This is a genomic window from Streptomyces sp. NRRL S-118 (assembly GCF_000716335.1).
GTDB lineage: Bacteria > Actinomycetota > Actinomycetes > Streptomycetales > Streptomycetaceae > Streptomyces.
The window spans coordinates 32,078-54,607 of record NZ_JOBL01000160.1 but is presented as its reverse complement, the minus strand read 5'-3'; the positions used below and the strand labels follow the sequence as shown (position 1 = coordinate 54,607).

Annotated in this window: 20 protein-coding genes, 1 tRNA gene and 1 pseudogene; 13 read left to right on the top strand and 9 right to left on the bottom strand. The window is 72.1% G+C overall.

The annotated features are described in order from the left end of the window. Together IH00_RS0101860 and IH00_RS0101855 are read right to left on the bottom strand one after the other, a co-directional pair. Window positions 1-1,348: pseudogene (locus IH00_RS0101860) on the bottom strand (hypothetical protein); the annotation flags it as partial. Window positions 1,349-1,355: 7 nt separating this feature from the next. Continuing rightward, a complete protein-coding gene (locus tag IH00_RS0101855) occupies window positions 1,356-2,342 on the bottom strand; it encodes an SMI1/KNR4 family protein (protein ID WP_078887502.1) in 987 nt (328 codons plus the stop codon). A gap of 227 nt (window positions 2,343-2,569) precedes the next feature. Here IH00_RS0101855 and IH00_RS0101850 point away from each other — a divergent pair, with 227 nt between their 5' ends. Next, entirely contained in the window at window positions 2,570-3,091 is a 522-nt protein-coding gene (locus IH00_RS0101850) for a YwqJ-related putative deaminase (protein WP_031068807.1), read from the top strand. 10 nt (window positions 3,092-3,101) lie between these two features. After that, window positions 3,102-3,590: an SUKH-3 domain-containing protein gene (locus IH00_RS0101845; RefSeq protein WP_031068805.1), complete on the top strand. Its 489-nt coding sequence runs from the start codon at window positions 3,102-3,104 to the stop codon at window positions 3,588-3,590. Window positions 3,591-3,693: 103 nt separating this feature from the next. Here IH00_RS0101845 and IH00_RS0101840 read toward each other — a convergent pair whose 3' ends face one another. Next, window positions 3,694-5,097 carry a sensor histidine kinase gene (locus IH00_RS0101840; RefSeq protein ID WP_031068803.1) on the bottom strand — a complete coding sequence of 468 codons (1,404 nt, stop codon included), beginning with the start codon at window positions 5,095-5,097 and terminating at the stop codon, window positions 3,694-3,696. 155 nt (window positions 5,098-5,252) lie between these two features. On the opposite strand from IH00_RS0101840, the gene IH00_RS0101835 reads away from it, so the two are divergent. The 8 genes from IH00_RS0101835 to IH00_RS0101800 all read left to right on the top strand — a co-directional run bounded on the left by IH00_RS0101835 (window position 5,253) and on the right by IH00_RS0101800 (window position 11,816). Further along, window positions 5,253-5,939 carry a hypothetical protein gene (locus IH00_RS0101835; protein WP_039946005.1) on the top strand — a complete coding sequence of 229 codons (687 nt, stop codon included), beginning with the start codon at window positions 5,253-5,255 and terminating at the stop codon, window positions 5,937-5,939. A gap of 27 nt (window positions 5,940-5,966) precedes the next feature. Then, window positions 5,967-6,039, top strand: a tRNA-Gln gene (locus IH00_RS0101830). A gap of 112 nt (window positions 6,040-6,151) precedes the next feature. Then, on the top strand, window positions 6,152-7,603 hold the full coding sequence (gene glmU / locus IH00_RS0101825) for a bifunctional UDP-N-acetylglucosamine diphosphorylase/glucosamine-1-phosphate N-acetyltransferase GlmU (protein ID WP_031068798.1): 1,452 nt from the start codon (window positions 6,152-6,154) through the stop codon (window positions 7,601-7,603). Window positions 7,604-7,712: 109 nt separating this feature from the next. Continuing rightward, window positions 7,713-8,690, top strand: coding sequence for a ribose-phosphate diphosphokinase (locus IH00_RS0101820; protein WP_031068797.1), 978 nt, complete (start codon window positions 7,713-7,715; stop codon window positions 8,688-8,690). 286 nt (window positions 8,691-8,976) lie between these two features. After that, window positions 8,977-9,573 (top strand): 50S ribosomal protein L25/general stress protein Ctc, encoded by a 597-nt coding sequence (locus IH00_RS0101815; RefSeq protein ID WP_031068796.1) that lies wholly within the window; start codon window positions 8,977-8,979, stop codon window positions 9,571-9,573. 94 nt (window positions 9,574-9,667) lie between these two features. Beyond that, complete coding sequence (gene pth, locus IH00_RS0101810) at window positions 9,668-10,264, top strand: aminoacyl-tRNA hydrolase (protein ID WP_031068795.1); 597 nt, start codon at window positions 9,668-9,670, stop codon at window positions 10,262-10,264. Window positions 10,265-10,318: 54 nt separating this feature from the next. Then, window positions 10,319-10,786, top strand: coding sequence for a hypothetical protein (locus tag IH00_RS0101805; RefSeq protein WP_031068794.1), 468 nt, complete (start codon window positions 10,319-10,321; stop codon window positions 10,784-10,786). Window positions 10,787-11,108: 322 nt separating this feature from the next. Beyond that, window positions 11,109-11,816, top strand: a complete 708-nt coding sequence (locus IH00_RS0101800; protein WP_031068793.1) for a hypothetical protein — start codon at window positions 11,109-11,111, stop codon at window positions 11,814-11,816. A 98-nt stretch (window positions 11,817-11,914) separates the two neighbouring features. Here the strand turns inward: IH00_RS0101800 and ppc are convergent, their stop codons facing one another. Then, window positions 11,915-14,644 carry a phosphoenolpyruvate carboxylase gene (gene ppc / locus IH00_RS0101795; protein WP_031068792.1) on the bottom strand — a complete coding sequence of 910 codons (2,730 nt, stop codon included), beginning with the start codon at window positions 14,642-14,644 and terminating at the stop codon, window positions 11,915-11,917. Window positions 14,645-14,865: 221 nt separating this feature from the next. Between ppc and IH00_RS0101790 the strand changes: the two genes are divergently transcribed. After that, window positions 14,866-15,852, top strand: a complete 987-nt coding sequence (locus IH00_RS0101790; RefSeq protein WP_031068783.1) for an acyl-CoA desaturase — start codon at window positions 14,866-14,868, stop codon at window positions 15,850-15,852. Next, on the top strand, window positions 15,849-16,526 hold the full coding sequence (locus IH00_RS0101785) for a TetR/AcrR family transcriptional regulator (RefSeq protein WP_078887501.1): 678 nt from the start codon (window positions 15,849-15,851) through the stop codon (window positions 16,524-16,526). The genes IH00_RS0101790 and IH00_RS0101785 overlap by 4 nt, the downstream gene beginning before the upstream one ends. A 152-nt stretch (window positions 16,527-16,678) precedes the next feature. Here the strand turns inward: IH00_RS0101785 and IH00_RS0101780 are convergent, their stop codons facing one another. Continuing rightward, entirely contained in the window at window positions 16,679-17,536 is an 858-nt protein-coding gene (locus IH00_RS0101780; protein ID WP_031068778.1) for a trans-aconitate 2-methyltransferase, read from the bottom strand. 131 nt (window positions 17,537-17,667) lie between these two features. Between IH00_RS0101780 and tamR the strand changes: the two genes are divergently transcribed. Then, window positions 17,668-18,165 (top strand): MarR family transcriptional regulator TamR, encoded by a 498-nt coding sequence (gene tamR, locus IH00_RS0101775; protein WP_031068777.1) that lies wholly within the window; start codon window positions 17,668-17,670, stop codon window positions 18,163-18,165. Here tamR and IH00_RS0101770 read toward each other — a convergent pair. From IH00_RS0101770 to galT, 4 genes are all read right to left on the bottom strand, one after another. Beyond that, complete coding sequence (locus IH00_RS0101770) at window positions 18,124-18,891, bottom strand: response regulator transcription factor (RefSeq protein ID WP_031068775.1); 768 nt, start codon at window positions 18,889-18,891, stop codon at window positions 18,124-18,126. The genes tamR and IH00_RS0101770 overlap by 42 nt on opposite strands. Before the next feature lie 278 nt (window positions 18,892-19,169). After that, a complete protein-coding gene (gene galK / locus IH00_RS0101765; RefSeq protein WP_031068773.1) occupies window positions 19,170-20,318 on the bottom strand; it encodes a galactokinase in 1,149 nt (382 codons plus the stop codon). After that, window positions 20,315-21,283, bottom strand: coding sequence for a UDP-glucose 4-epimerase GalE (galE, locus tag IH00_RS0101760; protein ID WP_031068768.1), 969 nt, complete (start codon window positions 21,281-21,283; stop codon window positions 20,315-20,317). Before galE ends, galK begins: the two co-directional genes overlap by 4 nt. Beyond that, window positions 21,280-22,344, bottom strand: a complete 1,065-nt coding sequence (galT, locus tag IH00_RS0101755; protein WP_031068766.1) for a galactose-1-phosphate uridylyltransferase — start codon at window positions 22,342-22,344, stop codon at window positions 21,280-21,282. Before galT ends, galE begins: the two co-directional genes overlap by 4 nt. Window positions 22,345-22,530: the final 186 nt, after the last annotated feature.

The following is a 22,530-nucleotide window of genomic DNA, read 5'->3' as shown; positions in this document are numbered from 1 at the left end:
CACCCGGGGGCGGGGTCGAACCCGGAGGGGCCGGCGGCGCGGGAGGCCCGGGCGGCACGGGCCCGTCCGGCCCCAGCTGCGCCACGAGCTGCGTCGGTACGTACCCCCCGGCCGGCGCCCCGGGAGCGCCCGGACCCGACGCGGGCGGCCGGGCCCCGGGAGTCCCCGGCGCACCCGGAGGCGGCGGAGTCGTCGGCCCGCCCGCCCGCGGGGTGCGCGCACCCCGCGGCGGCAGCGTGGCCTTGCTGGTCGCGGCGTCCGCGATGTCCCCGGCCGACGGACGGGACGCCTGCCCGCCGCCGGTGCCCGGGCTGTCGGGCACACTCGGCGTGCTCGGTGCCGCGGGACCGTTCGACGCCGGCTGCGGGTCCAGCGCCGGCGCGATCGCCGTACGCGCCAGCTGGCTGCCGCCCTGGATCAGCGCGGTCGGCGCGTCGGCCCCCACCGCCGGCGGCGGCGTGTCGTCGTCGTCCGCTCCCGACAGCGGCGGCGCGAACACGGTGGCGGGCAGCGGTACGGACCCGTCGTCCCCGGCGCCCGCCGGCACACCGGTGTCGGTCCACGGCGAGGCCGCGGGCACCCCGTCGGAGGCCGTGGGCTCGTAGTCGCCCGCGCCCCCGGCCGTGGGCCACGCGGTACCGGCCCCCGAAGCGCCCTGCCCCGGCGCCGCCCACACGTCCGCCCCCTGGGACGGCGGCTGCGACGACTGCGGCGACGGCATGGGCGGCTGCGTCGGCGTCGGCGCACCCGCGGGCGCACCCGTCGGAGCAGCACCGGTCGAAGCCGCACCCGTCGAAGCCGCATCCACCAGGCCCGCGCCCGCCGAAGACGGACCCCCCGAGGACGGCCCCGGCACGGATGACGCCTCCGAAGGCGCCCCCGGCGACACCGCGTCCGCAGGCACCGCGTCCGCGGGTGCCGCATCGGCGGGCACCCCGTCCACAGGCACCCCGTCCGCCCGGCGGTCCGTGATCCCCCGCCTGTCCGCCGCGTCCTGCAACCACTCCGGCGGCGTCAGCAGGAACGACGTCTGGTTCAGATCGATCCGCTCCGGCGGCGCCGCGGCCGCGGCCGGCACATCCGCCGGCGGCGCCCCGTACTCCTCCTCGTACCGGCGGATCACCTCGCCCACCGGCAACCCCGGCCACAGCGTCGCCTCACCACTGTCCCGGGCGATCACCAGCCGCTGCCGCCCGCCGTCCGACGTCGGGCCGTCCTCGCGGTCCTCCGCCCACACCACGAACCCCAGCTCGAACTCACGGACCCGCACCTCACGGTGCTGGTACGCGGGCACGTCGCCGTTGACCCACTCTTCCGCGCGCTCCTGCGCCTGCGCGAAGGTCACCACCGGACCGTCACCCCTCGTCCGAAACCGGGACGGCCCGTGCGAAGCCGCCGTCCACCATCAGGTTCGCCACCGTCTCCAGCTCCGGCGGATTACCCGCCAGCCGCTGGAGGAACTCGTCGAAATCGGCACCGCACGGCAGCAGCAACCGCTCCACCCGCTCCTGCACCGTCCAGCCGTCCTGGTCCCGCGCGTCGTCGTACGCGCAGAACCACACCGACCCCACACCCGCGCCCCGCACCTTGACCGCGAGGATGCCGCCCTGGACGAAACCGACCCCCAGGTAGTCCTTCGTCAGGTGGTCCCGCAGGCACTTGTTCACGTACACCAGGTCGTTGACCGCGGCCTCGTCGCGCACCGTGAAGAACGGCTGGTCCACCAGCAGTCCCAGCTCCGCGTCGAGCGCCGCGCCGACCGGCGCGCACCCGCCCGCCGCCTTCAGGAAGGACCGGTACGCGCCCGGCAGCCGGTACCCCAGGTCCTCCTCGACACCCTGCAACTGCGCCTCGGACACCGACAGCGCACCCTTCGGCAGCCCGAAGTGCGCCGGCCGCGTCTCCTGCAGCGGCCGCGTCCCCCGCTTGCCGTGGTCCACCGCGGCCGTCGCCAGCCCACCGTGGTGCCGCAGCAGCGCCTTCACCTCGACCGGCACCAGTTCCATGCGGCGCGTCCCCGCGACGTGGTGCCACGTCCAGCCGTGCGGCGTGGCCACCGCCGGAACCGTGTCCCACAGCTCGTGCCCGGCCGCCGCCAGCGCGGCGTTCGCCGACACGTAGTCCGTCAGCCGCAGTTCGTCGACCCCGAACCCCTCCGGGGGCTCGGCGATCTCGGCGGCCGCACGCGCGTACGGCGAGAAATCCGGATGACCGCCCGCGCCCACCCGCACCCCTCTGGGATGCCGGGCGGCACGGACCGGGTCCGGGAAGTGCACGACCTGCCCGGCGTAGGCCGCGTTCGGTGGCGCGGCATGATGCTGCCCGAGCCGACCTGTCGTCATGGCGGTTGCCCCCTGCTGCTGCTGGCTGGTTCCGCACAGCCTATGCGGTGGGGCAACAGGGGGAACCGGCCCTCCGCTTCGGTGACCAAGGGTCACTCCCAGGTGACCCACCGACGATCTCAAGGCACACCGATCACACGTTTCAGTGCCCCCGCTTCCCCATGAGCTCCCGCATTTGGCAGGCTGTTTCCCGCAACTCGGGGGATTGCAGAGGGGACACACGCACCATGCACACAGCGCAACCAGCGCAGCCAGGCACCACTCCCGCAGGCGACCCACGCCTCAGCTGGAGCAGCACCGCCTCCGACCGCACCCCCTTACTGCGACACCGCCGCGACGGCATCCTCCCCACCGTCGGCGCGGCCCTCTCCGTACGCGGCGAAACCCTCACCTGTACCGCCGGACGCGCCAACCAGCCGCCCGTCCTGCACCCTCTCGTACAGGACTTCCTGGACACCCTCACCAGCGGCCAGCGCGAACGCTTCACCGGCCGCTGCCCCGAGGCGATCCTGCTCTCCCGCCACCTCACCGCCACCGAGAACAACCGCTCCAAGCGCGCCCAGCGCAAACCGCTCACCCATGGCGAGGCCCGCCGCTCCCTCAAACACGCCAAGCTCACCACCCGCCGCATCCGCGAGGACGGCGACCCGCTCCACGGCAGCTACGCCGCGCCCTGCCGCTCCTGCGCGGCGCTCCTCGCCCACTTCGGCGTACGCACCGTCGACCCCACCACCGACCGGAACGGCTGACCGCACCACCATGCCCGACCTGAACACCACCCGCTTCCCCGTCGCCGTCGACGCCGCCCTGCGGGAGGCGGGCTGGCGCCCCGGCCGCTGGGACATCAAGCAGGCGGAACAGTGGGCCGACGCCCTCAGGGCCCACGTCTCACCCGCCGGGCACCGCCACAGCGTCTTCCCCGCGGCCGTCGAGGCGTGGGCCGAATTCGGCGGCCTCCACATCAGCGGGCCCGGGCCCGGCCGCCAGGTCGCCCCCGTCCCCGTACGCTTCGACCCCCTCGCCGGCCTCCACCTCGCCCGCAGCCTCGCCGACCTCGGCCGGGCGCTCGAAACCGAGCTCGCCCCCCTCGGCGAGGAAGCCGGCCACCAGGCCGTCCTCGCCATCGACGCCGAAGGCCGCGTCTACAGCCTCGACCACTCGGGCGACTGGTACCTCGGCCCCGACATCGACCACGCCCTCGGCACCCTCATCACCGGCACCCTGCCGACCCGCCTGACCTCCCCCTGAGGTCACGCCGCCGACGCCGAAGGGCACACCGCGAACCGAAGGTCACGCCACCAGACCGAAAGCCGCACCACCGAGCCGAGGCGGCACCACCGAAGCCGAAACGTCACGCCGTCGCTGCCGGCGCCACCGGCAGCACCGCCGACACCTTGAACCCGCCCTCGTCCGTCGGCCCCGACACGAACACCCCGCCCAGCGCCGTCACCCGCTCCCGCATCCCCACCAGACCGTTGCCGCCGCTCGGCAGCCCCGCGTCCGCCGCCGCACCGTCCGAGGGGCCGTTCTCCACCTGCATCGCCACCTCGTCACCCCGGTGCGCCAGCCGCACCACCACCTCGGCGCCCGCCGCATGCTTGTGCACGTTCGTCAGCGCCTCCTGCACCACCCGGTACGCGGTCTGCTCGACGTCCGGCGCGTACGCCCGCACCTCACCCATCACCCGCAGCTCCACGACCATCCCCGCCTGCCGGGACTGCTCCACCAGCTCCTCCACGGCGTCCAGGCACGGCCCGTCCTCCGCGACCTCCGCCGCGGCAGCGGCGGCAGCCGCGGCCCGCCCCACCGCCGCCAGCGGCCGCTCCGACGCCGACAGCCGCACGGACGCCGACGGCACCCCGGAGGACTCCGACGGCTGCCCCGGCACCCGCGCCCGCGCCGCCTGCGCCGACGCCGGCGGCCCCGGCTCGGTGGACCGCAGCACCCCCAGCATCTCCCGCAACTCCGTCAACGCCTGCCGCCCCATGTCCCCCACCAGCGCCGCGTTCCGCACCGCCTTCTGCGGATCCTTCAGCGCCACCGCCTGCAACGCCGCCGCATGCACCACCATCAGGCTCACCCGGTGCGCCACCACGTCATGCATCTCGCGCGCGATCCGCGTCCGCTCCTCCACGCGCGCCATCTGCGCCCGCTGCTCCGCCCGGTCCGCCAGCAGCGACAGCTCCTGCTCCAGACTGTCCGCCCGCTCCCGCAACGACTCCATCAGCCGCCGCCGCGCCCCTATGTACAGCCCGAACAGCACCGGCGGGGCGGTCAGGCCCGACGACAGGATCGCCGACATCAGCGGCACGTACCACGACGCCGTGTCGAAATCGGCCGTGGCCAGGTCCTGCCGCACCCGGACGAACGTCACGATGAACACCGCGGCCAGCGACATCCCCGCCAGCACCGCCGTGATCCTTCGCGGCACCTCCGACGCGGCGAGCGTGTACAGCCCGACGACGCTCATCAGGTAGCCCATCTCGGCCGGCGTGACCGCGATCGACACCAGCACCACGGCGATCGGCCACCGCCGCCGCAACACCAGCACGGCCCCCGCGGCCAGCCCGAACAGCGCCCCCAACGGGGCCGGGACCCCGACACCGTCCGCGAAGCCGACCCCCTCGGCCCCGCACTCCAGCGCCGACACCAAGGCCAGCACCACATCCAGCACGGCACTGCGCCGCCGTCCCCACCACCACCAGCCGCGGGCACCGGTGCCCGCGGCGTCCTGGTGCGCCCCCGTCGTGGTCATGCTTCCCAGCCTACGGGCGGCTGCCACCCATTTTCCGGGGCGCTCAGCAGCACGAACCATGACGATCCGCACCCGCAACACACAAAATTCCTTCGAACACGTGAATCGCCCGCCCATTCGACCCGGACGTCCGCATTCCGGACGAGGCTGTCCGCATGACCAACGCCAAGGACACCCTCCGGGCGAAGGCCCGCGAACTGCGGCTCCAGGGCATGACCTACGACCGGATCCAGCTGGAGCTGGGCTGCTCGAAGAGCTCGATCTCGCTGTGGGTGAGGGACCTGCCGAAACCGGACCCGCGCTTCACGGACGAGGAACGCCGCGCGCTCATGAACGCGGGTCTTCAGCGTGTGTACGCCGCACGAGAAGAGGAGCGCCGGGAAACCAAGCGGTCGGCGCGCGAGGCGATCGGACGACTGTCGGATCGCGAGCTGTTCATCGCCGGGGTCACGCTGTACTGGGCGGAGGGCGCCAAGGACAAGTCCTACCAGCGCCGTGAGTCTCTGCAGTTCATCAACAGCGACCCCAACGTCATCAGCCTCTACATGAGGTGGCTCGACCTCCTGGAGGTACCGCTCGACCGCATGCGCTTCCGGCTGAGCATCCACGAATCCGCCGACGTCGCGCAGGCCGAGAGGTTCTGGGCCGAGCTGATCGGCATCGACCCCTCGGCCTTCCGAAAGGCCACACTCAAGAAGCACAACCCCCGGACCACGCGCAGGAACACCGCAGAGACGTACCGGGGCTGCCTCGTGATCTACGTGACCAAAAGCGCCGACCTGTACCGTCGCATGGAGGGGACTTGGTACGGCATAGTAGGGGCTGCCGACCCGGCAACCTGACCTGATGTCCGGTTTGGCCGGGTTTTATCCCCCATGGTGTAATCAGGCAGCACTGCGGTTTTTGGTACCGTCTGTTCAGGTTCGAATCCTGATGGGGGAGCCGCCACCTTTGCCCGGGTCCTGGCCTCATGGTCAGGACCCGCACTCGTTTCCCCCCTGAAACCCCCCGGTATCCTGCGGGTGTCCACCACCCGAAGCCGAAGGGCATTCCCGTGAGCGCCAACCGCCCGGCAGCCGTCGTCGTCCTCGCAGCGGGTGAGGGCACCCGCATGAAGTCGAAGACCCCCAAGGTCCTGCATGAAATCTGCGGGCGCTCGCTCGTCGGACACGTCGTCTCCGCGGCGCGCGAGCTGAGCCCCGAGCACCTGTGCGTCGTCGTGGGGCACGCCCGTGAGCAGGTCACCGCACATCTGGACGAGCTCTATGCGGGGACGCGTACCGCCGTGCAGTACGAGCAGAACGGCACCGGGCACGCCGTGCGCATGGCGCTGGAGGAGCTCGGCCCGGAGGCGCTGAACGGCACGGTCGTGGTGGTGTGCGGTGACACCCCCCTGCTCTCCAGGGAGACGCTGCGCGCGCTCGCGGACACGCACGCCGCGGACGGCAACGCCGTGACGGTGCTGACGGCCGAGGTCCCGGACTCCACCGGGTACGGGCGGATCGTGCGCGACCCGGAGACGGGTGCGGTCACCGCGATCGTGGAGCACAAGGACGCCTCGGACGCGCAGCGTGCGATCCGGGAGATCAATTCCGGGGTGTTCGCGTTCGACGGGAAGCTGCTGGCGGATGCGCTGGGCAAGGTGCGTACCGACAACAGCCAGGGCGAGGAGTACCTCACCGATGTGCTGGGGATCCTGCGCGAGGCGGGGCACCGGGTGGGGGCCTCGGTGGCGGGTGACCACCGGGAGATCCTCGGCATCAACAACCGTGTGCAGCTGGCGGAGGCGCGCCGGCTGCTGAACGCCCGGCTGCTGGAGCGGGCGATGACGGAGGGTGTGACGATCGTCGACCCGGCCTCCGTCCTGGTGGACGTGACGGTGACGTTCGAGCGGGACGCGGTGGTCCACCCGAACACCATCCTGCTGGGGTCGACGCATCTGGCGGAGGACGCCGAGGTGGGTCCGAACAGCCGCCTGAAGGACACGCGGGTGGAGCGGGGCGCCCGGGTGGACAACACCGTGGCGGACCGTGCGGAGGTCGGCGAGGGCGCGTCGGTGGGCCCGTACGCGTATCTGCGGCCGGGGACGGTGCTGGGTGCGAAGGCGAAGGCCGGCACGTACGTGGAGATGAAGAACGCGCGGGTCGGCGAGGGTTCGAAGGTGCCGCACCTGTCGTACGTGGGTGACGCGACGATCGGCGAGTACTCGAACATCGGTGCCGCGAGTGTGTTCGTGAACTACGACGGTGAGAGCAAGCACCACACGACGATCGGGTCGCACTGCCGGACCGGGTCGGACAACATGTTTGTGGCTCCTGTCACGGTCGGGGACGGTTCCTACACGGCCGCGGGCTCCGTGATCACGAAGGACGTACCGCCGGGGTCGCTGGCTGTCGCCCGCGGCCAGCAGCGGAATATCGAGGGTTGGGTGGCGCGCAAGCGGCCCGGCAGCGCTGCGGCGCAGGCTGCCGCGGCGGCCTCCGAGCAGGCTCATCGCGAGGACTGACCGGAAACAGGTACGTCGAACTCGGCGTACCGTGATACGTGCACACAAATTCGGCTGGTTCGCGCGATGGTGGCTCGCGGCCAGGGAACACGTCTGAGGAGACAGTGCTGTGACCGGGATCAAGACGACCGGCGAGAAGAAGCTGATGCTCTTCTCCGGCCGCGCCCACCCCGAGCTGGCCGAGGAGGTCGCACATCAGCTGGGTGTCGGTCTGGTGCCGACCAAGGCTTTCGACTTCGCCAATGGTGAGATCTACGTCCGCTTCCAGGAGTCGGCGCGTGGGGCGGACTGCTTTCTGATCCAGAGCCACACGGCGCCGATCAATAAGTGGATCATGGAGCAGTTGATCATGATCGATGCTCTGAAGCGGGCTTCGGCCCGGAGCATCACCGTGATCATCCCGTCGTACGGGTATGCCCGGCAGGACAAGAAGCACCGTGGGCGCGAGCCGATCTCGGCGCGTCTGATCGCGGACCTGCTGAAGTGCTCGGGTGCGGACCGCATCCTCACGGTGGACCTGCACACGGACCAGATCCAGGGCTTCTTCGACGGCCCGGTGGACCACCTGTCGGCGCTGCCGGTGCTGGCGGACTACGTGGGCGCGAAGGTCGACCGGAACAAGCTGACGATCGTGTCCCCGGACGCGGGTCGTGTGCGGGTGGCGGACCGCTGGTGCGACCGGCTGGACGCGCCGCTGGCGATCGTGCACAAGCGCCGTGACAAGGACGTCGCCAATCAGGTGACGGTGCACGAGGTGGTCGGTGAGGTCGAGGGCCGGGTGTGCGTCCTGGTCGACGACATGATCGACACGGGTGGCACGATCTGCGCGGCCGCGGAGGCGCTGTTCGCGCACGGCGCGGAGGATGTGATCGTGACGGCGACGCACGGCATCCTGTCGGGTCCGGCGGCGGACCGGCTGAAGAACTCGAAGGTGAGCGAGTTCGTGCTGACGAACACGCTGCCGACGCCGGGTGAGCTGGAGCTGGACAAGATCACGGTGCTGTCGATCGCGCCGACGATCGCGCGTGCGGTGCGTGAGGTGTTCGAGGACGGTTCGGTGACGAGCCTCTTCGAGGAGCAGGGCTGAGCGCAGAGCCTTCGGCCGGGCTGAGCGCGTAGTCGTTCGGCCGGGCTGAGCGCACAGCGTCCGAGGGGCCGCTCCGACCGTGGGTCGGGGCGGCCTCTCGCGTTCGGTTAGACTGGTGCAGTTGCTCGGCGAGGGAGGCCGTACCCGTGAGGTGCGGCGGTCCGTTATCGACGCGCTCTTCGTAGCAGGCCAAGTCCAGTCGTGGCCGGGTGACCTTCCCCGAGCTCCTCCGGAGCAGGGGGCGCCCCCAGACCGTTGACCCGTCTGTCACATACGAGGAGTGCTCATGTCCGAGGTGAAGATCACCGCGCAGACCCGTACCGAGTTCGGTAAGGGTGCCGCCCGTCGCATCCGCCGCGCGAACCAGGTTCCCGGCGTTCTCTACGGCCACAACACCGACCCGGTCCACCTGACGCTGCCGGGTCACGACCTGCTGCTCGCGCTGCGTACGCCGAACGTCCTGATCTCCCTGGACATCGACGGCAAGACCAGCGAGCTGGCGATCCCGAAGGCTGTGCAGCGCGACCCGCTGAAGGGCTTCCTGGAGCACGTCGACCTGCTGCTCGTCTCCCGTGGCGAGAAGGTCAACGTCGAGATCCCGGTGCAGACCGAGGGTGAGCTTGCCCCGGGCGGCAACCTGCTGGAGCACGTCCTGAACGCGCTGCCGGTCGAGGCCGAGGCCACCCACATCCCCGAGGCCGTGACGGTCTCCGTCGAGGGCCTGGAGGCCGGTGCCTCCGTCCTGGCGAAGGACATCACCCTGCCCAAGGGCGTGACGCTGGCCGTCGAGGAGGACGCCGTCGTGCTGCAGGTCCTGGCCGCGCAGGCCGAGGAGCCGGCTGCCGAGGGTGCCGAGGCGGGCGACGAGGCCGCCGAGGCCTGAGCCACCGGCTGAGCCGGACACGGGGTGGTGGGCTGCGGCCCGCCGCCCCGTTTCGCTGTTCGCTCCGGATGACGGGTACGAGGAGACTGAGGACATGACGACGGATGCCAGCGCGCCCTGGCTGATCGTGGGTTTGGGCAACCCGGGGCCGGAGTACGCCGGGAACCGGCACAACGTCGGGTTCATGGTGGCCGATCTCCTCGCGGAGCGGGTCGGGGGGAAGTTCAAGCGTGCGCAGAAGGCGCAGGCGCAGGTGGTGGAGGGCCGGATCGGTCCGCCGGGGCCGGGGAACCGGCGGGTGATCCTGGCGAAGCCGATGTCGTACATGAATCTGTCGGGCGGTCCGGTGACGGCGCTGCGGGATTTCTACAAGGTGCCGACGGCGCATGTCGTGGCGGTGCACGACGAGCTGGACATCGAGTACGGGACGCTGCGGCTGAAGCTGGGTGGCGGGGACAACGGCCACAACGGTCTGAAGTCGATGACGAAGGCGATGGGTCCGGAGTACCACCGGCTGCGGTTCGGGATCGGGCGTCCGCCGGGGCGGATGCAGGTGGCGGACTTCGTGCTGAAGGACTTCTCGTCGGGTGAGCGCAAGGAGCTGGACTACTTCGTGGACCGTGCGGCGGACGCGGTGGAGTGTCTGGTGATCGAGGGGCTGGAGCGGGCGCAGTCCGCGTACAACACGTGACGCGGGGCGAGCGGGATTGACCGGGTGCGGTCATATCCCTGAGGATCGCGCCCCATGAGCAAGAAGCGGACTTCAGCGCTCCCGTATGCCCGGAACGCCGCCATGGGTGTGGTGGCGCTGCTGCTGGTGGTGGCGGGGGTGTGGGCCTCGTGGGGCACGGCGCAGCACGTCCTGTTGCCGAAGGGGCGTGAGCACGGTGTGCTGACGGTCACCGGCTGTGCGGCGGAGGTGTGCACGGGCCGGTACGACCCGGACGGTCCGGCGGGGGTGCGGACCGACATGAGGATCGCGCATTCGGTGGCGGTGGAGCGGGGTGGGCGTTATCCGGTGGTGGTGAAGCCGGACACGTCGGAGCTGGTGCGTACGGGGTGGGCGGGTGGTCTGCACGCGTGGCTGCCGTTGGGTGGTGCGCTGCTGCTGGCGGCGCTGGTGATAGGCGGCGGGTTGCGGTGGCCGAGGCTGGCGTGGGCGTCGGCGGCGGTGGGTGGTGTGCTGCTGGTGGGGACGTTCTTCGCGTTGTGAGGCCGGTGGGGCGAGGGGTGCGGGGGAGGCACGGATCCGGTGCGGAGAGGCGCGGATCCGGGGCGTGAAGGGCGCGGATCCAGGCGTGACAGGCGGATCCGGTGGCCGGCCGGTGCGGATCCGGCGGGGAAGAGGGGCTGATCCGGTGCGGGTGTGTGCGGGCCCGGTAAACGGAATCGATCATTCACCCAATCGTTACGGGGACCATTGGGGCAAGCGGCAGTGCTTGGTACGGATGAGGCGCGCGGTGCCTTGACGGGGTGGCGGAGCTCACATGAAGCTGAGCCGCCCCCCACAGCCTCCCTCTCTCGTTGGACTTCCCATGCGCACTTCTGCTTTCCCGGGCGTACTGGTGGCGGCTGCGGCCTGCTCGCTGGTGCTCGCCCCGCCCGCCTCCGCGACCGGAGGCGACAACGGTACGGTCAAGATCCATGACGCCTCGACCGGTGAGGAACTCCGGAAGAACGAGCCGCACGTCTGCACCTTCTACCTGGACGCCTTCGGGTTCGACGGCGGCCAGCAGGTGGACTGGCACATCGAGGCCTGGGCGCCGTCCGCCGGCGTCAAGGGCGAAACGGTGAAGTCCGGTTCGCTGGCGCTCGACGGCTCCGGTCACGCCCGCACCGGGGAGCTGTCCCTGCCGGACGGGCACTACAAGCTGTTCTGGAACTTCGACGGCGAGAACGGCCGCGCCAAGCACAAGGTCTTCTGGACCGACTGCGAGGACGAGCAGCCGCAGGAGCCGGAGCCCGGCGGCGGGCCGGGCGGGAAGCCCGGTGAGGGACCCGGCGGGAAGCCGGGCCAGAAGCCGGGAGAGGAGCCCGCCGCGGAGCCGGGCGGCCGGCCGTCCGCTCCCGCCGACGCTGCACCGGCGGCCACTTCCCCCTCCGCCGGTCCGGCTTCGCCGGACGGCGACCTCGCCGAGACCGGCAGTGGTGCGCCCGTCGGCATCCTGGCCGGTGTCGCGGCCGCGCTGGTCGCGGGCGGCGGCTACCTGGTGGCCCGTCTGGGCCGGGCCGGGAAGCGCTGACCCCGGCAGCATGACGAAGGGGGCGCCCGGTGAGAACCGGGCGCCCCCTTCTGTTTCCGTACGTCCCGGCCGCGCGGGCGTGCGCGGCCGCGCGGCCGTCAGCCGGTGTTGCGCAGTCCGGCGGCCACGCCGTTGACGGTCAGCAGCAGGGCGCGCGCCAGCAGCGGGTCCGGCTCCTCGCCGCGCTCGGCGGCGGACCGCTGGCGGGCGAGCAGGGCCACCTGGAGGTAGGAGATCGGGTCCAGGTAGGCGTCGCGGATGGCGAAGGTCTGCTGGAGGACCGGGTGGGAGTCGAGGAGCTCCTTGCCGCCGGTGACCCGCAGTACTTCGCTGACGGTGAGGGCGTGCTCGGCCTGGATGGTGGCGAAGACGTGCTTCAGGTCGTCCGGGACGAGGGTGTCGACGTAGTGGCTCGCGATCCGCAGGTCGGTCTTGGCGAGCGTCATCTCGACGTTGGAGATGAAGTTGCGGAAGAAGTGCCACCGCTCGTACATCTCGTCGAGGACGGCGTCGAGGCCGGCTTCGCGCAGTGCCTTGAGGCCGGAGCCCACGCCGAACCAGCCCGGCACGATCTGCCGGGACTGGGTCCAGCCGAAGACCCACGGGATGGCCCGCAGTCCGTCCAGGCCCGCGCCGGAGTCGGGGCGGCGGGAGGGCCGCGACCCGAGGTGGAGCTCGGCGAGCTGGTCGACGGGCGTGGAGGCGAAGAAGTACGCGGGCAGGTCGGGGTCCTCGACCAGGTTGCGGTACGCGGTGTGGGCGGCCTCGGAGGCGGTGTCCATGGCCGCGTCCCAGCGGGCGAGGGCCTCGTCCGACTGGCGGGGCGCGGTGTGCAGGGCGGACGCCTGGAGGGTGGCGGCGACCGTCAGCTCCAGGTTCTCCCGGGCGAGGGAGGGGATGAGGTACTTGTCGGAGATGACCTCGCCCTGCTCGGTGACCTTGATCTCGCCCTCCAGGGTGCCCCAGGGCTGGGCGAGGATGGCCTCGTGGGTGGGGCCGCCGCCGCGGCCGACGGTGCCGCCGCGGCCGTGGAACAGCCGCAGGCGGACCCCGTAGCGGTGGGCGACGTCCCTGAGCCTGCGCTGGGCGCGGTGGATCTCCCACTGGCTGGTGGTGATGCCGCCGAACTTGGAGGAGTCGGAGTAGCCGAGCATGACCTCCTGGACGTCGCCGCGCAGTGCGACGAGGCGCCGGTAGGAGGGGTCGGCGAGCATGTCGTTGAGGATGACGTCGGCGGCCTTGAGCTCGTCGGTGGTCTCCAGCAGCGGCACGATGCCGATCTTGGCCCAGCCGGCGTGGAGGTCGATCAGCCCGGCCTCGCGGGCGAGGACCGCGGCGGCGAAGACGTCGTCGGCGCCCTGGCACATGGAGATGATGTACGACTCGATGACCTCGGGGCCGAAGCGCTCGAAGGCTTCCTTGACGGTGAGGAAGACGCCGAGGGTCTTGGCGCCGGCCGCGTCGAGCGGGGCCGGGGTGGGGGCCAGGGGGCGGCGGGAGCGCAGCTCCTTGGCGAGGAGCTTCTGCCGGTAGTCGCGGGGCATGTCGGCGTAGCGCCACGACTCCTCGCCGAGCCGGTCGAAGAGCTGGCCGAGGGCGTGGTGGTGGGCGTCGGCGTGCTCGCGCACGTCCATGGTGGCGAGCTGGAGGCCGAAGGCCGACAGGGTGCGGATGGTGCGGTCGAGGCGGCCGTCGGCGAAGAGGCCGCCGCGGTGCTCGCGCAGGGAGGTCTGGATCAGGGTGAGGTCGTCGAGCAGCTCGGCGGTGCCGAGGTAGTCGCGGCCTTCCTGGTGGGGGGTGCCGTTGGCGAGGCGCTCGCGGGTGTTGAGGAGCTTCTGGCGGATGCAGGTGGCCTTGAGCCGGTAGGGCTCCTCGGCGTTGAGGCGCTTGTAGCGGGGGCTGATCTCGGGGAGCTGCTCCAGGTCGTGCCGGAGGGAGTCGTGGAGCTCCTGGGTGGCGCCGGCGTAGCGGATCGAGTTGGAGAGCTGCCCGCGGAGCTGGTCGATGAGCTCGATGGCGTCGGTGATGCCGTGCTCGTGCTGGAGGATCAGGACGTCCCAGGTCACGGCGGGGGTGACGTTGGGGTTGCCGTCGCGGTCGCCGCCGATCCAGGTGCCGAAGGTGAGCGGGCGGGTGCCGGGGGGCAGCTCGACGCCGACGCGCTCCAGCTCGGCGGCGAGGTCCTCCAGGACGTCGCCGACGGCGCCGGCGTGCAGCTCGTCGAGGTAGTAGATCGCGTTGCGGGCCTCGTCGGTCGGCTCGGGGCGGACGACGCGCAGTTCGTCGGTCTGCCAGATGAGGTCGATGGATTCGGCCAGGCGCAGGTCGTGGCGGCGCCGGTCGGAGGCGATGACGGGGGTTTCGAGGAGCTCGGCGACGCGGCGGAGCTTGTTCAGCACGGAGCGCCGCGCGGCCTCGGTGGGGTGCGCGGTGAAGACGGGCCGGACGTTGAGGTTCCGGACCGTGGCGCGGACGTGTTCGGGGTCGCCGTCCTTGAGCATGTCGGCGGTGCGGGCGAGGAGGCCGCCCTCGGCGGCGCGCTTCTCGCGCAGCTCGCGGCCGCGGTGGACCTGCTCGGTGACGTTGGCGAGGTGGAAGTAGGTGGAGAAGGCGCGCACCAGCTTGGCGGCGGTCTCCAGGTCGGTGTCGCCGAGCAGCGCGGCGGCGGCCTCGCCGTCCTCGCGGGTGAGGCGGCGGACCTTCTCCACGAGCTCCAGGAGCTCGGGGCCTTCCTGCCGGACGAGGGTCTCGCCCAGCAGGTCGCCCAGTCGGCGGATGTCGGAACGCAGCTCGGCGCTGGCGGTGGGGGTCTGGTCGGCACTGCTCACAGGTGCGGCTCCTTGCAGTGTTTGAGCACGTCTGGAGGGGTACTGAAAGCTGGCGGACCGCGCTGTCCGACGCCACCAAGGATAGGTGTGTCCGGACGCGGCGCGTTCCGCGGCCCTCTTGCCGCGCACGTGTGCGCTGCCATACTTACGTCGCCGTAGGTTACGGGACCGTAGGGACCGGCCTCGGCTTCCGTTGTATCCCTCACCCCCCAGGGGACCCCATGACAACAAGCCCCGACGTGCTCCACACCGCGGAGCCGGCCACCGCTGCCGCCTCCGACCTCCCTTCCGCCACGCTGGGCGGCGACAGCAAGCGCTCGATCGAGCAGATCACGCTGCTGCTGTTCATCACCGTGCCGTTCCTCGCCCTGATCGCGGCGGTGCCGCTGGCCTGGGGCTGGGGGGTGAGCTGGCTGGACCTGGGCCTGCTGGTGGCCATGTACTACATCGGCTGCCACGGCATCACGATCGGTTTCCACCGCTACTTCACGCACGGTTCCTTCAAGGCGAAGCGCCCGCTGCGGATCGCGCTGGCGGTCATGGGGTCGCTGGCGGTGGAGGGTCCGCTGGTGCGGTGGGTGGCGGATCACCGCAAGCACCACAGGTTCTCGGACGCGGAGGGGGACCCGCATTCGCCGTGGCGGTTCGGTGAGACCGTGCCGGCGCTGATGAAGGGCCTGTGGTGGGCGCACATCGGGTGGATGTTCGACGAGGAGCAGACGCCGCAGCACAAGTACGCGCCCGATCTGATCAAGGACCCGGCGATCCGGGCGGTGTCGCGCCAGTTCGTGCTGTGGACGATCGTGTCGCTGGCCATTCCGCCGCTGGTCGGCGGGCTGGTCACCATGTCGTGGTGGGGCGCGTTCACGGCGTTCTTCTGGGGCTCGCTGGTGCGCGTGGCGCTGCTGCACCACGTGACCTGGTCGATCAACTCGATCTGTCACGCGGTGGGCAAGCGGCCGTTCAAGTCGCGGGACCGCTCGGGGAACGTGTGGTGGCTGGCGGTGCTGTCGTGCGGTGAGTCGTGGCACAACCTGCACCACGCGGACCCGACGTCCGCGCGGCACGGGGTGATGCGGGGGCAGATCGACTCCAGTGCGCGGCTGATCCGCTGGTTCGAGAAGCTGGGCTGGGCGTACGACGTGCGCTGGCCGAGCGCGTCCCGTATCGAAGCCCGACGCCAGGACAGCGCCGCGAACGCGGCATGATGGACAGTGTGGCGATCGACGGCAGTGGCACGAGTGGTACCGATAAACCCAGGCGGGGGCGCCGGGTCCGGATGACGGGCGCCGAGCGTCGGCAGCAGCTGCTCGACATCGGTCGCACGCTCTTCGCCGAGCGGGGGTTCGAGGGCACGTCGGTGGAGGAGATCGCGGCGAAGGCAGGGGTGTCCAAGCCGGTGGTGTACGAGCACTTCGGCGGCAAGGAGGGGCTGTACGCGGTCGTCGTGGACCGCGAGATGCGCCAGCTGCTCGACATGGTGACCGGGGCGCTGACGGCCGGGCATCCGCGGGAGCTGCTGGAGCAGGCGGCGTTCGCGCTGCTGGACTACATCGAGACGTACACGGACGGCTTCCGGATCCTGGTGCGGGACTCTCCGGTGGCGCAGTCGACGGGTACGTTCGCGTCGCTGATCTCGGACATCGCCACGCAGGTGGAGGACATCCTGGGTCTGGAGTTCAAGGCCCGGGGCTTCGACCCGAAGCTGGCGCCGCTGTACGCGCAGGCGCTGGTGGGGATGGTGGCGCTGACGGGCCAGTGGTGGCTGGACGCCCGCAAGCCCAAGAAGGCGGAGGTGGCGGCGCACCTGGTGAACCTGGCGTGGCACGGGCTGGACGGTCTGGAGCCCAAGCCGCGTCTGATAGGTCACCGCAAGAGCTGAGGGCCGGGGGCCTGGTGTGCCGGGGCGCCGCGAGGGCGGCGCCCCGGTGCGTCATGGCGTCCGGCGGACCGGTGCGGTCGGCCCCGGTCATCGCGGCCCCCGGTCCCCCGGCCGGCGGGCTCACGGCGCACCGGTCCGCGCGGCCCGCCGGGTCACGGCAGCCGGGCGTGCGGGATACGCGGACCGCCGGGCTTGCGGGCGACGGCGAAGATCCTCCGGAACGGGAAGACCGTGCCGTGGGGGCCCGGCGGGTAGGCCTTGCGGAGCAGGTCGCGGTATTGGGCGAGGAACTCGGCGATGGCCTCGTCGTCGCCTTCCAGGGCGGTGAGCACGGGGCGCAGGGCGGTGCCCTTGACCCAGTCGAGGACGGGGTCCTCGCCGTGGAGCAGCTGGGAGTAGACGGTCTCCCACGCGTCGGTCTCGCAGCCGAGGTCGGTGAGGCGGGTGAGGTAGTCGGCGGGGTCGAGGATGTGGACGAAGCGGCTGCCCTGGCCGCCGACGCGGTGGCGCCACCGGGGGCTCTCGCACAGTTCGCCGAGGAGCGCGTGGCTGGGCGAGGTGAAGTTGCCGGGGACCTGGAAGGCGAGCGTGCCGCCGGGGGCGAGGCCGTCGACCCACAGGGGCAGGGACTCGGGATGGTTGGGCACCCATTGCAGGGCGGCGTTGGAGACGATCAGGTCGTACGGCTCGTCGGGGACCCAGTGCGCGGCGTCGGCGGGCCGGAAGTCGAGCCAGCCGCCGCCGGGCGTGGTGCCGGCGTGGTGCTTCTCGGCCTGTTCCAGCATCTCGGGCGACAGGTCGAATCCGGTGATGTGCGCGTCGGGCCAGCGGTCGGCGAGCAGCGCGGTGACGTTCCCGGGGCCACACCCGATGTCGGCGATTCGGGCGGGCCGGCCGAGGGCGGCCGCGGGCAGTTCGGGGATGCGGTGGAGCAGGTCGGTGAACGGGCGGGTGCGGTGGTGGGAGTGGCGCAGGTACTGATGTGGATCCCAGGTTGGTGCGGAATGCATGGTCGAGCCCCCTTGCTGGAACGGAGTACCGAAGCGGAACAGGGTCCCGGCCCCGTCATGCCCAATGGTCCAGCAGAATATTTCTTGACGTCAAGAGACTTCACATCGACAGATCGCCTACACTGATCGCCATGGAGGACGAGGTCGACCGACTGGTCGCTGCATGGCGCCGCGAGCGCCCCGACCTCGACGTGGAACCGCTCGAGGTGCTCAGCCGCGTGTCCAGACTGGCCCGCCACCTCGACCGCGCCCGCCGGCTCGCGTTCTCCGAGCACAACCTGGAGCCGTGGGAGTTCGACGTGCTCACGTCACTGCGCCGTGCCGGGGCACCGTACCAGCTCTCCCCCGGCCAGTTGCTCACGCAGACCCTGGTCACCTCCGGCACCATGACCAACCGCATCGACCGGCTCGCCAAGAAGGGCCTCGTCGAGCGGCTGCCCGACCCCAGCGACCGGCGCGGTGTGCTGGTGCGGCTGACGCCCGAGGGGCGTGACCGCGCCGATCAGGCCCTGGCGGGGCTGCTGGCCCAGGAGCGGGCCATCCTCGGGGAGCTGTCCCGGGCGCAGCGTGCCGAACTGGCCGCTCTGCTACGCCAGCTGACCGCCCCGTTCGACAACATCCCCGGCTAGCTCCGCGGGCCCCACGCCCGCCCGACGCGCGAGAGCGACCGCCGCCAGGGTGGAGTGCACGCCCAGTTTGCCCAGCACGTTCTGCATGTGCGTACGCACCGTGTGCGGGGACAGGAAGAGGCGCTCGGCGACCGCTTTGCGGCCCAGGCCGGCGACCATGCAGCGCAGCACCTCGCGCTCGCGCGGGGTGAGCGACTCGACCAGCCGCTCGCTCTCGGTACGGTGCCGGCGCGCGGTGGTCAGCTCCCGCAGCACCCCGGTGAGCAGCGCGGGCGGCAGGTGGGTCTCGTCGCGCAGCACGCCGCGTATCACCGTGAGCAGGCGCTGCAGCGAGCAGTCCTTGGCGACCCAGCCGGAGGCGCCGGCCTGGAGGGCGAGCGCGGCGCGGCGCGGGTCGTCCTTCTCGGCCAGGACCACCGTCCGCACCGCGGGCTGTCCGGAGCGGACGCCCGCGACGAGCGAGATGCCGTCCACGACGTCCTCGCCGTGGTCGGGGACCGCACGGGGCGGGGCGGCCGTGGGTGCGGCGCCCGCGCCGAGGTCGGCGTCGACCAGCGCCACGTCGAACCGGCGGCCTTCGGCGGCCGCCCGTTCCAGGCAGCGCATCGCCGCGGGGCCGCTGCCGGCGGCCGCGACGTCCACGTCGGGCTCCGCCGCGAGTGCCGCGGCGAGCGACTCGGCGAAGATGCGGTGGTCATCGACCACCAGGACCCGGATGCGGACCACTGACACCCCCATGTGTCGAGGAAGCGGAGCAGCCGCGGGTACGGCGCCCGGAGCAGGGGTCCCATGGGTCGTCGCACGGCCGCCGCCGTGCACTGACTGTTACCCCGCCCCGGGCGTCGTACCCGGCTGTCTCGCCCCCTGATCAGCACCGGCCCCCACCGGTGCTGTGCATCAGAGTACGGGCGGCCGCGGGGAGCGGAAGGTGATTTGCAGAACTGACCGAAAGGGGTGTGGACAGTGTGCTCCCAGCGTCGTAGCGGGACGGAAATCGACGGACTTCAGCGCACTCGGTGCGCGCCCGCGGACGGCACCGCGGGGAAGACGCGCGGCGCCGCGTGACCGGCCTCCGCGAAGGCCGCCCCGACCGCCTTCGTCACGGTCTCCACGGTGTCCTCCTCGGTCAGGACGATCGCCGAGCCGCCGAAGCCGCCGCCGGTCATGCGCGCGCCCAGCGCCCCCGCCCCGGTCGCCGCCGCCACCACCAGGTCCAGCTCCGGGCAGGACACGCGCAGGTCGTCGCGGAGCGAGGCGTGCCCCTCGGTGAGGACGGGGCCCACCTGCCGTACCTCGCCCGCGTCCAGCAGGGCGATCGTCCGCCGGACGCGGTGGTTGTCGGTCACCACGTGGCGGACGTACGAGCGGACCACCGGGTCGCTCACCCGCCTCAGCGCGTCGGGGAGTTGCACGGGCTCGACCTCGCGCAGCGTGCGGACGCCGAGCGCCCGCGCGCCGGCTTCGCACCCGGCGCGGCGCTCGGCGTACGCGCCGTCCCCCAGCGCGTGCCTGACCCGGGTGTCGACGACCAGCAGCGCGAGCCCCCGCGCGGGGAGGTCGAAGGGGACCTGGCGGTGCGACAGGTCGCGGGTGTCGAGGTACAGGACGTGGCCGGGCGTGCAGCACGCCGACGCCATCTGGTCCATCACGCCGCACGGCACACCCACGAAGGCGTTCTCGGCGTGCTGCGCGAGCAGGGCCAGCTCCGCGCTGCCCAGCCCGAGTCCGTACAGGTCGTTCAGCGCGAGCGCGGTGACGACCTCCAGGGCGGCCGACGACGACAGGCCGGCGCCGGTGGGGACCGTGGAGGCGAGGTGGATGTCGGCGCCGGTGATCCGGTGCCCGGCCGCGCGCAGCGCCCACACCACACCGGCCGGGTAGGCGGCCCAGCCGGCGCCGTCGGACAGCGGCCGCAGGTCGTCGAGGGCGAGGCGGACCACGCCCTGGCCCGTGTCGCCCGAGTGGACGCGCAGATGCCCGTCGGTGCGCCGGGCAACGGCGGCGACCGCGGTGTGCGGCAGCGCCAGCGGCAGCACGAGCCCGTCGTTGAAGTCGGTGTACTCGCCGATCAGGTTGACCCGGCCTGGCGCGGCCCACACGCCCTCGGGGGCGTACCCGTACAGCCGCCGGAAGTCCCGCCCGACGTCCGTCACCGGCCGGCCTCCCGCTTCTGGGCGAACTCCCAGGCGTCGGCCACGATGACGGCCAGGTCGGAGCGAGTGGGCCGCCAGCCGAGCCGTGCCCGTGCGGTGGCGGCCGAGGCGACCAGGACCGCCGGGTCGCCGGCGCGGCGGGCGGCGGCCACCTCGGGCACCGGGCGGCCGGTCACCTCCCGTACGGTCTCGATGACCTCGCGGACCGAGAAGCCGTTGCCGTTACCCAGGTTGCAGATCAGGTGCTCGCCGGGGGCCACCGCGCCGAGGGCGAGCAGGTGCGCCTCGGCGAGGTCGGCGACGTGGATGTAGTCGCGGACGCAGGTGCCGTCGGGGGTCGGGTAGTCGTCCCCGTACACGGAGACCGACGGGCGCAGGCCGAGGGCGACCTGGAGGACGAGCGGGATCAGATGCGACTCGGGATCGTGGCGCTCGCCGCAGGATCCGTACGCGCCCGCCACGTTGAAGTAGCGCAGGGAGACGGCGGCCAGGCCGTGCGCGGCGGCCTCGCCCGTGATCATGTGGTCGACGGCCAGCTTGGAGGCGCCGTAGGGGCTGGTGGGGGCGGTGGGGTCGGTCTCGGTGACCAGGGGGGAGACCGGCTCGCCGTAGGTCGCCGCGGTGGAGGAGAAGACGAGGCGGCGCACGCCCGCCGCGCGCATGGCGTCGAGCAGCGCCATGGTGCCGCCGACGTTGTTGGTCCAGTACTTCTCGGGGTGGACGACCGACTCGCCCACCTGCGAGAAGGCGGCGAAGTGGAGCACCGCGTCGTAGGAGGGGTCCAGGTGGCGGGCGGCATCCTGGACGCGCCCCTCGATGAAGCGGACTCCGGGCGGCACGCCCTCGGCGAAGCCGGTGGAGAGGTCGTCGAGGACGGTCACGTCGTGGCCGGCCTCCAGCAGGCGGGTGGCGACCACGCCGCCGACGTAGCCGGCCCCGCCCGTCACCAGGTACTTGCTGCTCACGTGGTCGCCACCTCTCGCAGGCGCCGGGCCGCGGCCTCCGGCGGTACGTCGTTGATGAACACACTCATGCCCGACTCCGAGCCCGCCAGGAACTTCAGCTTGCCGGACGTGCGCCGGACGGTGAAAAGCTCGAGATGCAGGGCGAAGTCGTCGCGCCGCGGGTCGCGCAGCGGCGCCTGGTGCCAGGCGGCGATGTACGGCGTGGGCGGCTCGCCGGACCCTTCCTTCCCGCCGCCCCTTCCGTCGAAGATCCGGTCGAACCGTCTCAAGAGTTCCAGGTAGACCTGTGGGAACTCTGTGCGCGCCGCGTCGTCCAGGGCGCGCAGGTCGGGCACGCGCCGCTTGGGGTGGAGGTGCACCTCGTACGGCCAGTGCGCGGCGTACGGCACGAAGGCGAGCCACTCGCCGGTCTCCAGGACCACCCGTTCGGCCGCGCTTTCGCGTGCGACGAGGTCGTCGAAGAGGTTGCGTCCGGTGGCGGCGCGGTGCTCGTCGAGGTTGCGGAGCATCAGCGCCGTGCGGGGGGTGGTGAAGGGGTACGCGTAGATCTGGCCGTGCGGATGGCCGAGGGTGACGCCGATCTCGGCGCCCCGGTTCTCGAAGCAGAACACCTGCTCGACCTGCGGGAGTTCGGCGAGCTCGGCGGTGCGGTCGGTCCATGCCTCCAGGACCAGGGCGGCCTGCTCGTCGGTGAGGTCGGCGAACGAGGCGTCGTGGTCGGAGGTGAAGCAGACGACCTCGCAGCGGCCGGAGTCCCCGGCGAGGGAGGGGAAGCGGTTCTCGAAGACGACGACGTCGTAGTCGGCGGCCGGGATCTCGCTGGAGCGGCCGTCGCGCGACGGGCACAGGGGGCACTCGTCGGCGGGCGGGTGGTAGGTCCGGGTCTGGCGGTGCGAGGCGATGGCGACCGAGTCGCCGAGCAGCGGGTCGTGGCGGATCTCGGAGGTGGTGGCGATCGGGTGGAGCGGGCGGAGGTCGACGGCGTCGCGCACGGCGTCGTCCCGCGCGTCGTAGTAGACGAGCTCGCGCCCGTCGGCCAGCCGGGTCGACGTCTTCTTCACCCAGGACTCCTCATCGAAGATCCCACCCCGAACAGAATCACCCACAAAAAAGCACAAACAAACAGGCGAGTCAACGACGGAAGGCGACACGTGCGACCACTGGCGCGCCGTGACGGAGGAAGGGGAGCGAGGGGGCGGCCGCCGTGAGGGGGACGGCGGGCCGGGAACCCGGCGGCGGCGCCGCCG